A 13,559-nucleotide genomic window follows, 5' to 3' on the forward strand; every position below is an offset into this window, starting at 1 on the left:
CCTCCGCCCCGCCGCCCGTGTCCCTACGCCAATCCTCGTTTTTCCTGCGCTTTCTGACCCTGGGCGCGCTGGCCCACGTCTACGTCGGCGCCCGCCTGATTCCCGACGCCGGCCTGGACGGCCCGGGCTCGGCGACCGCGATCCTGCTGTTGATCCTGTCGTGCATCCTGATTCCGCTGGGAATGCTGGCGCGCTCGTCGGTGCACCCGCCCTGGGGCGACCGCATCGCCTGGGTCGGCCTGATCGCCATGGGGCTGTTCTCATCGTTGTTCGTGCTGACGGTGCTGCGCGACGCGCTGCTGCTGGCGGCCTGGCTCGTCAGCCAGGCGACGGGTCCGGGCCTGCCCTGGATCGCGGCGCGGCGCTTGAGCGCGCTGGCGGTGGCCGCGCTGGCGCTGGCGGCCACGCTGGTCGGCTTCTACAACGCCCGCCGGCGCGCCCGCGTGGTGACGGTGGACGTGCCGATCCGCGGCCTGCCGAGCGACCTGGACGGCTTCACGATCGTGCAGATCAGCGACATCCACGTCGGGCCGACGATCAAGCGGCGCTACGTGCAGGCCATCGTCGACGCGGTCAACGAACTGACGCCCGACGTCATCGCCATCACCGGCGACGTGGTGGACGGCAGCGTCGAGCAACTGGCGGCGCAGGCCAGCCCGCTGGGCCAGTTGCGCGCGCCCTTCGGCGTGTACCTGGTGACCGGCAACCATGAATATTATTCAGGCGCCGCGCCCTGGGTGGCGGAATTCCGCCGCATGGGCCTGCGGGTGCTGATGAACGAGCACGCGGTGATCCATCCCGCCGGGCTGCCGGTGGTGGTGGCCGGCGTCACCGACTACAGCGCCGGCGCCTTCGACCCGCGCCAGCGCAGCAATCCCGCGGCGGCGCTGGCCGGCGCGCCGGCCGACGCGCTGCCCAAGATCCTGCTGGCGCACCAGCCGCGCAGCGCGGCCGCGGCCGCGCCGCTGGGCTACACCCTGCAGCTGTCGGGCCACACGCATGGCGGCCAGTTCTTTCCGTGGGGCTTTTTCGTGCGTTTCCAGCAGCCATACACGGCGGGCCTGCACCGCCTGGGCGACATGTGGGTCTACATCAGCCGCGGCACCGGCTACTGGGGGCCGCCCAAGCGCCTGGGCGCGCCGTCCGAGATCACCCGCCTGCGGCTGCGGCCGGTGCACTAAGGCCGCCAGGCGCGGCGGGCAATCCGCCGGCGCCGCGCCCCTGGCGTCCTAGGCGTCGTCCGGCAGCGGCCCGCGCTCCAGGTAGCTGGTCAGCGCGATGTCGCTGGTGGTGTTGGTGATGCCCTCGATCTGATGGATGCGCGCCAGCAGCGCCTCCAGCGCCTGGGTGTCGCGCACCCGCACCTTGAGCAGCATGGCGCTCTTGCCGGTGATGGTGTGGATCTCCTCGACCTCGGTCAATTCGGCCAGGCCCAGCACCTGCTGGGTGATGCTCCAGTTATTGGTGTCCACGTGCACGAACGCCAGCAGCGGGCGGCCGATGCGGGCGCCGTCCAGCCGCGCGGCGATGCCCTTGATGAGGCCATCGCGCTTGAGGCGCTTGACCCGCTCGTGCACGGCGGGGGCCGACAGGTTCAGCAATTTGCCCAATTCGGCGTAGCTCGGCGAGGCGTCGTCCGCCAGCAGCGTTAATAGTTTTCGGTCGCGGTCGTCGAGATCTGGCATTGGAATCTGGTTCTGCCTAATGGCATTCGAACTTTTACGGAATAAAGGGATATCGGTATTAACCCTTATTTTATTCCAATAAAATTCCGCGGATGCAGAACCGCAACACCGCTCGCGCGCCGTCGCGCCGCCAGCCGCTTCCCCCCGCCATCCCCGCCTTGATGTTCGCCGTCAGCGTCGTCGGCTCGAACGGCCTGGCCCTCAGCCCGATCCTGTCGGACGTGGCGCGCTCGTTCGGCAGCACCGCGCTCACCGTCAGCACCGCCATTTCGGCCTACGGCGCGGCCACCGCGGCCAGCGCCTTCCTGCTGGCGGCCCGCATCGACCGCTGGGGCATCCGCCGCGCCCTGCTCATCGCCATGGCGGTACTGATCGCGGCGCTGCTGCTGTCGGCCGCCGCGCCGCACTGGATCGTGCTGACCGTGGCCCAGGCCCTGGCCGGCGCCGCCGCCGGCGTGATCCTGCCGGCCGCCTACGGGTCGGCCTCGCTGGTGGCCGCCCCCGGGCAGGAAACCCGCGCGCTGGGCCGCGTGATTTCGGGCTGGTCGGTCTCGCTGGTGGCTGGCGTGCCGCTGTCGGCGCTGATCTCCGACGCGGTCGGCTGGCGCGCCACCTACGCCGTGCTGGCGCTGTGCGCCGCGGTCGCGCTGGCGGGGCTGCGCAAGCTGCCGGAACGACGCAGCGCCCATGCCGCGCCGCCCCGGCTGTCGCGCCTGCTGGCGCCGCTGTCGTACCGCGACGTGCCGGTGCTGCTGCTGGGCTGCCTGGCGTTTTCGTCGGCCTTCTATGGGGTCTATGCCTTCCTGGCCGACCACGTGCGCACGCTGCTGGGGCTGTCGGCAGGCCAGGTCGGCTTCATCGCCTTTGCCTATGGCGCCGGCTTCCTCTTGGCCGGACTGGGCGGCGCGCCCCTGATCGAACGCATGGGCCCGCGCCGCGCCCTGCCGCTGGCCCTGGCCGCGATCGCCCTGGTCTACCTGGCGTTGCTGCCGGCCGCCCACGCGCTGGCCGCCGTGCTGGCGCTGGCCGCGCTGTGGGGCGCGGCCTCGCAACTGAGCCTGAATCTGCTGGTGTTGTTGCTGTCGCGGGCCCGGCCCGACGAGCGCGGCGCGGTGCTGGGACTGAACACCTGCACCACTTACCTGGGCGCCAGCGTCGGCACCGCCGTGGCCGGCACGCTCTATACCCACGCCGGCTTCGAGAGCCTGGGGCTGGCCGCCGCGGCCGCCGTGGCGCTGGCCGCGCTGGCCCTGCACTGGCGCCTGAACGGCCGCCGCGCCGGCGAGCGCCGCGCCGCCGCCTGATGCCTCGTCAGGACGGCAGCACCACCGCGCAATCGCGCCCCGAGCGCTTGGCCTGGTACAAGGCCTGGTCGGCGCGCCGCAGCACATCCGACATGCTGGCGTCGGTTTCCAGGAAACCGGTGATGCCGCCGCTGGCCGACAGCACCACCGCGTGGCCATCGATGTTGGCGGGATGCTGGCGCAGGCTGGCGCGCAGGCGGTCGCACACCGCCAGGGCCACGTCCTTGTCGGCGTCGGCCAGCAGCACCACGAATTCCTCGCCGCCCAGGCGTCCCACCGAATCGCCCTCGCGCAGACAGGCCCGCAGCTGGTCGCAGAAATGCCGCAAGGCGGCGTCGCCGCCCAGGTGGCCGTAGCGGTCGTTGACCTGCTTGAAATAGTCCAGGTCCAGCATCAGCGCCGTGTGGCCGGCGCCGCGCCGGGCAGCCTCCAGCAGGGTTTTCATGCGTTGCAGGATCTCGGCGCGGGTCCAGCAGCCAGTCAGGCCGTCGACCTTGGCCAGCCGCGCCAGCGCGGCCTCGTTGCGGCGGTTCTCGGTGACGTCCATGCCGATGTTGACCACGCTGCCATCGGGCAGGCGCACGTTGGACCACATGACCGACAGGCGCTCGCCGTCGCGGGCCAGCGGCCGCCATTCGCGAAAGCCGCGATGCGGCGTGGGCCCGACGCTGTCGATGACGCGGGCGCGGACCTCGGGATCGGGGTAGAACAGCGCCAGCGGCTCGGGATGCTGGTTGATCTCGTCGCGGCTCCAGCCGAAGCGGCGCTCGCAGGCGTCGTTCCACAGCAGGCACTGGCCGCGCTCGTCGAAGGCGTTGATCAGCACGGGCGCATTGTGGAACAGGGCCTCGTACTGGGCCACCACCTGGCGCAGACGCGCCAGCTCCTCATCGCGCGGGTCCGCCGCGCCCACGCGGTCGCCGCCGGCAAACCGCGGCGGCGAGGCTATCAGAAGGTCATTCGGAGGCGCGATTCGCATGGGATGGCGGGCGGGCAAAGGCGTCACGGCCGGGCCGTATCGGCCCGGGGGGTGCAAAGCGCGGCCAGTATACGTTCAAGGCCGCGCGGCAATTGCCAAGAAACGTCAAGCCGCCCGGGGCCATCTCGCCCCCACGCGGCCCCGCGCTACCAGGGGAAGCTGATCAGGTCGCCGTACAGGCTGCGCAGCTTGGCCTTGACCTCGGCCGACTGCTGGTAGATGGCGATGAACTTCAGCAGCCGAGGATCCTGCGCGCGGTCGGGCCGCGCGACCCAGCGGATGGCGTAGCGGCGCACGTTGGCCGGGTCGGTGTTGTCGAACGCCAGGCCGTCCTTTTCATCCAGGCCGGCCTGCTTGGCGAAGGTGGTGTAGGTGACCGACGCCGTCACGTCGTCGAACACCCGCGCCGACTGCGAGCCCTCGATCTGCACGAACTTCAGCTTTTTGGGATTGTCGGTCACGTCCTCGATCGTGGCCTGGTGCGCCACGCCGGGCTTGAGCTTGATCAGGCCGATGGATTCCAGCAGCAGCAAGGCGCGGCCGGTGTTGACCGGATCGTTGGGCACCGCGATGGTGGCGCCGTCCGGCAGCGGCTGGCCCTTCTTGAGCTTCTTGGAAAACAGGCCGATGGTGGTGGAATAGCCATAGGCGATGGGCGTCAGGCTGGCCCCGCGGCGGGCGTTGAACAGTTGCAGGAACGGTTCGTGCTGGAAGAAATTGGCGTCGACCGAGCCGTCGGCCACCGCGATGTTCGGCAGCACCCAGTCGTTGAACTCGACCAGTTCGACCTCCAGGCCGGCCTTGCGGGCCTCGGCCACGGCCAGCTCGGTGGCGGCATTGGCCACGCTCGGGATCAGGCCGATGCGCAGCGGCTTGTCGGCCGCCAGCGCCGGGCTGGCGCAGGCCAGCCCCACGGCGGCCGCGGCGGCGCCGCGCGCCAGGGTCAGGAACAGGGATTGCAAAGACATGGAATCATCCGGAAAAGAATTCGATCGGCCCGGCTATTGTGCCGCAGCGCCGGCCCCGCGCGGCCAAAGGCCTTGCCCGCGCCATGGCGATCGCGTCACGCCACGGCGCTACACTCGACCCCGATACCGAAACCCTGCATGACGGAGTCCGACCTTGCAAAACACCGCTACCCTGCCCCCGCATGTCACCCTGATCGGCGCGCCCACGGACATCGGCGCGGGCGCGCGCGGCGCCTCCATGGGCCCCGAGGCCCTGCGCGTGGCCGGCATCGGCCCGGTCATCGAGGCCCAGGGCTTTCAGGTCACCGATCGCGGCAACCTCTACGGCCCGCCCAACCCCTGGCAGCCGCCCGTGGACGGCTACCGCCACCTGGACGAAGTGGCCGCCTGGAACCAGGCCGTGCACGACGCCATGTACGAGGCCCTGACGCAGGGGTCGCTGCCGATCCTGCTGGGCGGCGACCACTGCCTGGGCATCGGCTCGATCAGCGCGGTGGCGCGCCATTGCCGCGAGACCGGCAAGAAGCTGCGCGTGCTGTGGCTGGACGCGCACACCGACTTCAACACCAACACGCTCACGCCGACCGGCAACATCCACGGCATGCCGGTGGCCTGCCTGTGCGGCCATGGCCCGGCCCAGATCACCGGCATGTCGGGCCAGACGCCCGACATCGACCCGGCCTGGGTGCGCCAGATCGGCATCCGCAGCGTCGACGACGGCGAGAAGCGCCTGGTGCACCAGGCCGGCCTGGAAGTGTTCGACATGCGCTACCTGGACGAAATGGGCATGCGCGCGACCATGGAAGCGGCGCTGGCCGGGCTGGACGCCGACACCCACCTGCACGTCAGCTTCGACGTCGATTTCCTCGACCCGGAAATCGCGCCCGGGGTCGGCACCACGGTGATGGGCGGCCCGACCTACCGCGAAGCCCAGCTGTGCATGGAGATGATCGCCGACACCGGCCTGATGCGCTCGCTGGACGTGGTGGAACTGAACCCGGCCTTCGACGTGCGCAACAAGACCGCCGACCTGGCGGTGGACCTGATCGAGAGCCTGTTCGGCAAATCGACGCTGGTGCGCCGCGGCGCCTGAGCCGCGCGGCTTGGGGCGAGTTGCCCATCCCTCCGAACTGGTCAAGAATGCACCTATCCGCCCGACCGTGGACGAGCGCCCAGGCGGCTCGCCGGCCGACAGCGAATGCCCTTTGATCAAGAACCACATCTATTCCGGAGGAGACACCCCATGAAGTGCTATTGCGTCGTCAATTTCCGCGAGCCGCTGCAGGAAATGGATCAGCCCGTTCCCGCGCCGCAGGGATCACAGGTATTGCTGAAGGTCCGCGCGGCGGGCGTCTGCCACAGCGACATCCACCTGTGGGAAGGCGGCTACGACCTGGGCCAGGGCCGCACCCTGTCGCTCAAGGAACGGGGCGTGACGCTGCCCCTGACGATGGGCCATGAAACGGTCGGCAGCGTGGTCTCGGCCGGCCCCGACGCAACCGGCATCGAGGCGGGTCGCAACTACCTGGTCTATCCGTGGATCGGCTGCGGCGCATGCCCCACCTGCCTGTCCGGACAGGAAAACCACTGCACCGCCCCCGCCTGCCTGGGCATCCATCGGGCCGGCGGCTACGCCGAGCACATGCTGGTGCCGCACCCGCGCTACCTGATCGACATCGGCGATCTCGACCCGACCCGCATCGCGCCCTACGCCTGCTCGGGCCTGACCACCTACTCGGCGCTCAAAAAGATCGGCGAGGCCGTCTACCGCGAGCATCCCGTGGTCATCTTCGGCGCCGGCGGCCTGGGCCTCATGAGCCTGACGCTGATCAAGGCGCTCGGCGGCAAGGGCGGCATCGTGGTCGACATCGACCCGGCCAAGCGCCAGGCCGCGCTAGAGGCCGGCGCCCTGGCCGCCATCGACGGCGCCGCGCCCGACGCCGCGCAGCAGATCATCCAGGCCGCCGGCGGCAAGCCGTTGCAGGCCGCCATCGACCTGGTGGGCGCGCCGTCCACCACCGCGCTGGCCTTCGACTTCCTGACCAAGGGCGGCAAGCTCGTCATCGTCGGGCTGTTCGGCGGCGCCTCGTCGTGGCCGATCGCGCTGATCCCGATGAAGGCCATGTCCATCATCGGCAGCTACGTCGGCAACCTGGCCGAACTGCGCGAGCTGATGGAACTGGTGCGCGCCGGCAAGGTGCCGCCGATGCCGGTGCATCGTTACCCGCTGCATGAGGCCGACAGCGTGCTGGCATCGCTGCGCGCGGGCAAGGTGCTGGGGCGCGCGGTGCTGACCGTGGCGTGATCCCCCCCCGGGTCCCGTCCAGGCCTGGCGCCGACGGGACCCGGAGCATTGCATGCGGCCAGGCATGCCGGCCCGGTCCCCGCGGTCCGACATTGCACCGTCGTCGACGCCTGACGGAACGCGTCGCCCGATTGGGCCTATCATAGGCGCCTGCCCCCTCTTTCCCGCCCGAACCAAAGGATCCCGCATGACCGACCGCCAGCTCACCATTCTCGCGGCCATCAACCTGCTGATCGCCGTCGGCGCCGGCGCGTTCGGCGCGCACGGCCTCAAGCGCCTGGTCACGCCCGAGCTGCTGTCGGTCTGGCAGACCGGCGTCCTGTACCATCTGATCCACGGCCTGGGCCTGTTCATCATCGCGCTGCTCGGCGCACGCTACGGTTCGCCGCTGCTGTCGGCCGCCGGCCTGGTGATGTTCATCGGCATCGTGCTGTTTTCAGGTAGCCTGTACGTCCTGCCCCTGACCGGCACCCACTGGCTGGGCGCAATCACGCCCGTCGGTGGCGCGGCCTTCCTGGCCGCCTGGGCGATGGTGGCGCTGGCCGCCTACCGCGCCCAGGGCTGAGCCCCTCGCCGGGCCACGGCCCGGCGCCCCCCGCATTGCCTCCTGGCGGCCTCGGCCGCCTTTCCTGCTGAACCCCGATGTCGTCCTCCACCGTTTTTCCCGCCGCGCGTGACCACTCCGTCTTCACGGGCATCGCCTGTGTCGCCGGGGGCATCTTCTTCCTGACGCTCAGCGACGCCAACGCCAAATGGCTGGGCACCACCTACAACCCGCTGCAGATCCTGTTCCTGCGCGCCTTGATCGCGCTGCCGTTCGTCACCGCCCTGGCCGTCTGGCTGGGCGGACGCCGCGTGCTGCGCACCGCCCACCCCGGTCTGCACCTGACGCGCGGCGCCATCAACGTGGTCTCGGCCTGTTGTTTCTACCTGGGGCTGCGCGCGCTGCCGCTGGCCGAGGCCACCGCCATCGCCTTCGCCGCGCCGCTGTTCGTCACGGCGCTGTCGGTGCTGATCCTGAAGGAACGCGTCGATGGCCGGCGCTGGCTGGCGGTGCTGGCCGGGTTCGTGGGCGTGCTGATCATCGTACGGCCCGGCACCGACGCCTTCCAGGCCGCCACCCTGCTGCCGCTGACCACCGCCTTCCTGTATGCCGTCATGATGATCACCGCGCGCGGCATCAGCCGCGGCGAGGGCATGCTGACCACCACCTTCTACATCGTCGCCGGGCAACTGGTGTGCAGCGCCGTGGCGCTGCCCTGGGTCTGGCACACGCCGGCCATGGCCGACCTGCCCTATTTCGCGGCGGTGGCGCTGTTCAGCACGCTCGGGCTGGCGCTGATTACGCAGGGCTTTCGCATCGCGCCGGCCTCGGTGGTGGCGCCGTTCGACTACACCGGCCTGATCTGGGCCACGCTGCTGGGCTGGATCTTCTGGCGCGAGGCGCCCGACGCCTATGCCTACCTGGGCGCGCTGTTCATCGCCGGCAGCGGCGTCTACATCGCGGTGCGCGAGGCGCGCGGCTCGCACAAGCGGCGGGCCAAGGCCTAGAGGCCTGGCGCCGATTCACGCGAACCGGCGCTGCGTACAGGCCGGTGAACGGGCGCCAGGCCAGGCCGCGGCGCCCGCGCCCCTTCCCGTCACTCGGTCGGCGGCGGAAAATTACGGCGCAGCACGCCGGCCACGGTCGGCTCCAGCGCCGCCTGGTCGGCGACCGCCGTCAGGGCCGGACAGTTCGCCTCGAACCAGGCCCGGCCCGGCCGCCAGTGCGTCATCACCGTCACATACAGGTCCAGCGCCGAAAAGCGCCGCCCCAGCATGTGCGGCGTGCCGGCCTGGCGTTCGAGTTCGAGCCACAGCTCGGCGCGCCGGGTGTGCACGCGCTCGCGCAGCAGGTCGGCCGCCGCGCCCGGCGTGGTCCAGTGGGGCGGATCGTCGCCATAGGTGAAGGTGGGATAGACCGCCCCCACCAGGCGCACCAGCAGGTTCAGGAAATGTGCCCGCTCCGGCCGCGACGGCTCCGGCGCCAGGCCCGCCTGCGGCGCGACGTCGTGCAGGTGCAGCACCATCGCCGCGCTCTCGGTCATCACTTCGCCGTCGGGCGTGATCAGCGTGGGCACCTGGCCCAGCGGATTCAGGTGCAGCAGGCGGTCGCGCGCCGGCCCCGGCTTCAGGTAGGGCACGTCGGTCAGCGTGTGCGGCACATTGGCCAGCGCCAGCGCCATCTCGACCACGGCCGAACCGCAGCCCAGGGATCCGATCAACTCGTAGGTTTTCATGGCGTCATCCTCCCGATTGCGCCGGCGCCAGCCGCAGCAGCTCGCCCGGCGAGGCGTCGGTCAACACGTACACGTAGCCGTCCGGCCCCTGCCGCACGTCGCGGATGCGGGCCTTGCGCTCGCCCAGCAGGCGTTCCTCAGCCACCACCTTGTCGCCGTCCAGCGTCAGCCGGATCAGGTCCTGGTCGGCCAGCGCGCCGATGAAGAGCGAGTGGCGCCAGGCCGGAAAGCGGTCGGCATCATAGAACGCCATGCCGCTGATGGCCGGCGACTTGGCCCACCAGTACAGCGGCGATTCCATGCCCGGCAGCGTTTCGCCCTTGGCCTCGGGAATCGGCTGGCCGGAGTAATTGATGCCGTAGGTCGCCAGCGGCCAGCCGTAGTTCTTGCCCGGCTGCACCAGGTTGATCTCGTCGCCGCCGCGCGGGCCGTGCTCGTGCTCCCACAGCGCGCCGCTCCACGGATTGAGCGCCATGCCCTGCGGATTGCGATGTCCGTACGACCAGATTTCCGGCCGCGCGCCAGCCTTGCCGACGAAGGGATTGTCGGGCGGCACCGCGCCGTCGACGGTCAGGCGCACCACCTTGCCCTGCAGCTTGTCGAGTTCCTGCGCGGTCGGGCGCTGGTTGTTCTCGCCGAGCGAGATGAACAGGTGGCCCTTGCCGTCGAACACCAGGCGCGAACCGAAATGCAGACCCTGCGACAGCTTGGGCGCCTGGCGGAACAGCACCCGGAAGTCCTCCAGCGCGGTGGCGTCGGCCGACAGGCGGCCGCGGCCGACGGCGGTGCCGCTGCGCGAGCCATCCGATTCGGCGTATGACAGATAGACATAGCGGTCCTGCGCGAAACCGGGCGACAGGGCCACGTCCAGCAGGCCGCCCTGCCCCTGCGCCGCCACCTTGGGCACGCCGGCCAGCGGCTTGGACAGGCCGCCCGGGATGCGCAGCAGCCGCAGGCTGCCGGGGCGCTCGGTGATCAGCATGCCGCCCTCGGGCAGGAAGGCCATCGACCAGGGGTGTTCCAGGCCGCCCACCACCACCGTCACCTGCGCGCGCCCGGCGGGCGGTTTGTCGGGACTTTTCTGCGGGGTGGCCCAGACGCTGGCCGCGCATAGCGCGGCGCCGGCGAAGGCGATCAGGGACGAGGCGCGACGGATCGCGGACGGGCGTGACGGCATGGACATCTCCGGCGGCGGGGTGAAGCGCGGCGGCACGGCGCGGCGCCTTGCGGGTGGCGTACCATAGGAGCCAGCGACGGGTGGCTTCCCGTCCATTTCTCTCAGGAGACTCCCTTACATGAAACTGTACTACATGCCTGGCGCGTGCTCGCTCGCCTCCCACATCGTGCTGGAATGGATCGGCAAGCCCTACGAAACGCACAAGCTCAGCCGCGACGAACTCAAGGGCCCCGAGTTCCTGAAGGTCAATCCGCTGGGCGCCGTGCCCGCGCTGGACGACGACGGTTTCGCGCTGACCCAGAACGTGGCGATTCTTGAATACCTGGCCGAACAGGCGCCGCAGGCCAAGCTGCTGGGCGACGGCTCGGCCCGCTCGCGCGCCGACGTGCGCCGCTGGCTCGGCTTCATCAACTCGGACATCCACAAGACCTTCTCGATGATCTTCGGCGCCGGCCGCTTCGTGAGCGAAGAAGGCCCGCAGCAGGAACTGGCCGCCTCGGCGTCCAAGATCCTGACGCGCCTGTTCGCGCTGCTGGACGCCCAGCTCATCAACCAGCCCTACCTGGGCGGCGAGGCGCCGTCGATCGCCGACGCCTACCTCTACGTGGTGCTGCGCTGGGCCCACGCCAAGCAGGTCGACCTGGCGGGCCAGGACCACCTGGCCGCGTTCTTCAAGCGCATGGAAGACAACGCCGGCGTCAAGGCCGCGCTCAAGGCCGAAGGCCTGGCATGACGGCATCGGCGCCGGCCTGCCCGCGCGCCATCGCCCCGGCCGTCCTGGACGCCGGGGCGTTCTTTTTTTTCAGGCCCCGGACATGGCCGGCGCCGCGGTCTCCAGGATCTTCCTGACCGCCGCCAGGAAGCGCCGCGCCAGCAGCGGCGGCGCGCTCAGGTTCGAATGCGTGGCCCAGATCTCCACGCTGGCGCCCGGCGCGATCGGCCGCAGCACCATGCTTTCGGTCTGATCCGGCGACACGCACCAGGCATCCACCAGGGCCGGGCCCAGGCCCTGCTGCACGAACGAACAGGCCGTCACCGGCGAATGCACCTCGACCGCCGCCGCGCACGCCGGCGCGCCGCCGAAGAACGACTGCAGCGCGCGTCCCAGCGGCGTGTCGTGCGGATAGCCGATCCAGGCCGCCGAGGCGAAATCCTCCGGATGCACCACGTCGTGCGCGGCCAGCGGATGGCCCTTGGGCACCGCGCAGATCACCGGCACCGTCGCCAGCCGGGTCGAGGCCAGGTTGGGATGATCGGGCGGCCGCATCGAGATGCCGATATCGGCCTGCCCCGACAGGAAATACGCCGCCAGCTCATCGAAGGTGACGCTGCGGTAGTCGACCCGCGCATCGGCATTGCGGTCGCGAAAGCGCCCCAGCGCCATCGGCACCAGCCGCTGGCCATAGCTGGCGCTGGCCACGATCTTGAGCATGCCCGCGCCCGACTGCCCGAGGCTGGCCGCGAGATCGTTGACGCGCTGGATGCCGCCATAGACCTGCTCGACCTCGGCGTACAGGCGCCGCGCCTCGGCGGTGGGCGAGAGCCGGCTCTTGACCCGCTCGAACAGGCGGTAACCCAGGCGCGTCTCGGTCAGCGCCAGCACCCGGCTCACCGCCGGTTGCGACACGTGCAGCATGCGCCCCGCGCCGCTGATCGAGCCGGCCATCATGATGGCGCGGAACACCTCGATCTGGCGCAGGTTCAGCGGCCGGCCGGCGCTCGGCCCGACCTCGTCGGCATAGGCCTGCTCATCCATGTTGGTTCCCCTTGATCAATAACGGCGGATTATAGGTTTTCGACATTTTTCGATGACGCGGTGCCGCATGCCCGGTGCTAATCTGCCGGCCTCCACACTACAAAACAAGGGGAATCCAGCATGCAACGCACTTTCATCCGCAGCCTCGCCGCCCTGGCGCTGGCCGCCACCTTCAGCGCCGGCGCGCAGGCCGCCGGCGCCTATCCCGACAAGCCGATCACCTTCATCGTGCCCTCGGCCGCCGGCGGTTCGCCCGACGTGCTGTCGCGCCTGATCACCACCCAGATCGCCAAGGACACCGGCGCCACGATGGTGGTGGAAAACCGTCCGGGCGCCGCCGGCAACATCGGCATCGCGCTGGTCAAGCGCGCCGCCCCCGACGGCTACACCGTGGGCTACGGCAACATCAACACGCTGGCGGTCAACCGCTCGCTGTTCAAGCGCCTGCCCTACGACGTCGACCAGGACCTGGCGCCCGTGGCCCACATGTTCGACCTGTACAACGCGCTGATCGTGCCGGCCGACTCGCCCGTCAAGAGCGTGCAGGACCTGATCGACCGCGCCCGCAAGGAACCCGGCCGCCTGTCGTACGGCGCTTCCGGCGTCGGCACCACCGGCCACATGGGCGGCGAACTGTTCAAGAGCATGGCCAAGGTCGACGTCATGTTCATCCCGTACAACGGCGGCCCCGCGGCCATCCAGGACCTGCTCGGCGGGCGCCTGGACTACCTGTTCGTCAATACCTCCGAGGCCACCCCGCTGGTCAAGAGCGGCAAGGTGCGCGCCATCGGCGTCAGCAGCCTGAAGCGCCTGGCGCTGATGCCCGACGTGCCGACGCTGGACGAAGCCGGCCTGAAGGGCTACGAAACCGTGGCCTGGGGCGGCGTGGTCGCGCCCAAGGGCACCCCGCCCGAGGTCGTCGCCAAGCTCAACGCCGCCGTCCAGAAGGCGCTGCAGGCCCCCGAGGTCCGCACCGGCCTGGAAACGCTGGGCGCGGTGCCCGCCAGCGGCGCCCCGGATGAATTCAAGCTGCTGATCGACCGCGAAACCGCCAAGTGGAAGCAGATCATCGAAACCGCCGGCATCGAGAAACTGGACTGAGCCCC

At 70.3% G+C, this 13,559-nt stretch carries 14 protein-coding genes; 8 read left to right on the forward strand and 6 right to left on the reverse strand.

Annotation, left to right across the window (positions count from 1 at the left end; genetic code table 11):
* Positions 1 to 17: 17 nt before the first annotated feature.
* Complete coding sequence (locus I6I07_RS24565) at positions 18 to 1,181, forward strand: metallophosphoesterase (protein ID WP_198484103.1); 1,164 nt, start codon at positions 18 to 20, stop codon at positions 1,179 to 1,181.
* Between the two features lie 48 nt (positions 1,182 to 1,229).
* Here I6I07_RS24565 and I6I07_RS24570 read toward each other — a convergent pair whose 3' ends face one another.
* On the reverse strand, positions 1,230 to 1,685 hold the full coding sequence (locus tag I6I07_RS24570) for an Lrp/AsnC family transcriptional regulator (RefSeq protein ID WP_006394840.1): 456 nt from the start codon (positions 1,683 to 1,685) through the stop codon (positions 1,230 to 1,232).
* Between the two features lie 92 nt (positions 1,686 to 1,777).
* Here I6I07_RS24570 and I6I07_RS24575 point away from each other — a divergent pair, with 92 nt between their 5' ends.
* On the forward strand, positions 1,778 to 2,989 hold the full coding sequence (locus tag I6I07_RS24575; protein ID WP_198484104.1) for an MFS transporter: 1,212 nt from the start codon (positions 1,778 to 1,780) through the stop codon (positions 2,987 to 2,989).
* 7 nt (positions 2,990 to 2,996) lie between these two features.
* Here the strand turns inward: I6I07_RS24575 and I6I07_RS24580 are convergent, their stop codons facing one another.
* Both I6I07_RS24580 and I6I07_RS24585 read right to left on the reverse strand, forming a co-directional pair.
* Positions 2,997 to 3,902, reverse strand: a complete 906-nt coding sequence (locus I6I07_RS24580) for a GGDEF domain-containing protein (protein ID WP_198484105.1) — start codon at positions 3,900 to 3,902, stop codon at positions 2,997 to 2,999.
* Between the two features lie 212 nt (positions 3,903 to 4,114).
* Positions 4,115 to 4,936: a MetQ/NlpA family ABC transporter substrate-binding protein gene (locus I6I07_RS24585; RefSeq protein ID WP_198484106.1), complete on the reverse strand. Its 822-nt coding sequence runs from the start codon at positions 4,934 to 4,936 to the stop codon at positions 4,115 to 4,117.
* 154 nt (positions 4,937 to 5,090) lie between these two features.
* Here I6I07_RS24585 and rocF point away from each other — a divergent pair, with 154 nt between their 5' ends.
* The 4 genes from rocF to I6I07_RS24605 all read left to right on the forward strand — a co-directional run bounded on the left by rocF (position 5,091) and on the right by I6I07_RS24605 (position 8,792).
* Positions 5,091 to 6,029: an arginase gene (rocF, locus tag I6I07_RS24590; protein WP_198484107.1), complete on the forward strand. Its 939-nt coding sequence runs from the start codon at positions 5,091 to 5,093 to the stop codon at positions 6,027 to 6,029.
* 150 nt (positions 6,030 to 6,179) lie between these two features.
* Entirely contained in the window at positions 6,180 to 7,241 is a 1,062-nt protein-coding gene (locus I6I07_RS24595; RefSeq protein ID WP_198484108.1) for an alcohol dehydrogenase, read from the forward strand.
* 187 nt (positions 7,242 to 7,428) lie between these two features.
* Positions 7,429 to 7,806: a DUF423 domain-containing protein gene (locus tag I6I07_RS24600; protein WP_198484109.1), complete on the forward strand. Its 378-nt coding sequence runs from the start codon at positions 7,429 to 7,431 to the stop codon at positions 7,804 to 7,806.
* A gap of 77 nt (positions 7,807 to 7,883) precedes the next feature.
* On the forward strand, positions 7,884 to 8,792 hold the full coding sequence (locus tag I6I07_RS24605; RefSeq protein ID WP_006394833.1) for a DMT family transporter: 909 nt from the start codon (positions 7,884 to 7,886) through the stop codon (positions 8,790 to 8,792).
* A gap of 89 nt (positions 8,793 to 8,881) precedes the next feature.
* Here the strand turns inward: I6I07_RS24605 and I6I07_RS24610 are convergent, their stop codons facing one another.
* A complete protein-coding gene (locus I6I07_RS24610) occupies positions 8,882 to 9,520 on the reverse strand; it encodes a glutathione S-transferase family protein (RefSeq protein WP_116522991.1) in 639 nt (212 codons plus the stop codon).
* Positions 9,521 to 9,524: 4 nt separating this feature from the next.
* Positions 9,525 to 10,703, reverse strand: a complete 1,179-nt coding sequence (locus I6I07_RS24615; protein ID WP_420094521.1) for a PQQ-dependent sugar dehydrogenase — start codon at positions 10,701 to 10,703, stop codon at positions 9,525 to 9,527.
* Positions 10,704 to 10,815: 112 nt separating this feature from the next.
* On the opposite strand from I6I07_RS24615, the gene I6I07_RS24620 reads away from it, so the two are divergent.
* Complete coding sequence (locus I6I07_RS24620) at positions 10,816 to 11,430, forward strand: glutathione S-transferase family protein (RefSeq protein ID WP_116522993.1); 615 nt, start codon at positions 10,816 to 10,818, stop codon at positions 11,428 to 11,430.
* A 69-nt stretch (positions 11,431 to 11,499) separates the two neighbouring features.
* On the opposite strand, the gene I6I07_RS24625 is transcribed toward I6I07_RS24620, so the two are convergent.
* Positions 11,500 to 12,453, reverse strand: coding sequence for a LysR family transcriptional regulator (locus I6I07_RS24625; RefSeq protein WP_006394829.1), 954 nt, complete (start codon positions 12,451 to 12,453; stop codon positions 11,500 to 11,502).
* 120 nt (positions 12,454 to 12,573) lie between these two features.
* Here I6I07_RS24625 and I6I07_RS24630 point away from each other — a divergent pair, with 120 nt between their 5' ends.
* Entirely contained in the window at positions 12,574 to 13,554 is a 981-nt protein-coding gene (locus I6I07_RS24630; protein ID WP_198484111.1) for a Bug family tripartite tricarboxylate transporter substrate binding protein, read from the forward strand.
* The last annotated feature ends 5 nt before the right edge of the window (positions 13,555 to 13,559 follow it).

Origin of the sequence: Achromobacter deleyi (genome assembly GCF_016127315.1) — a bacterium.
Taxonomy (GTDB): Bacteria; Pseudomonadota; Gammaproteobacteria; order Burkholderiales; family Burkholderiaceae_B; genus Achromobacter; species Achromobacter insuavis_A.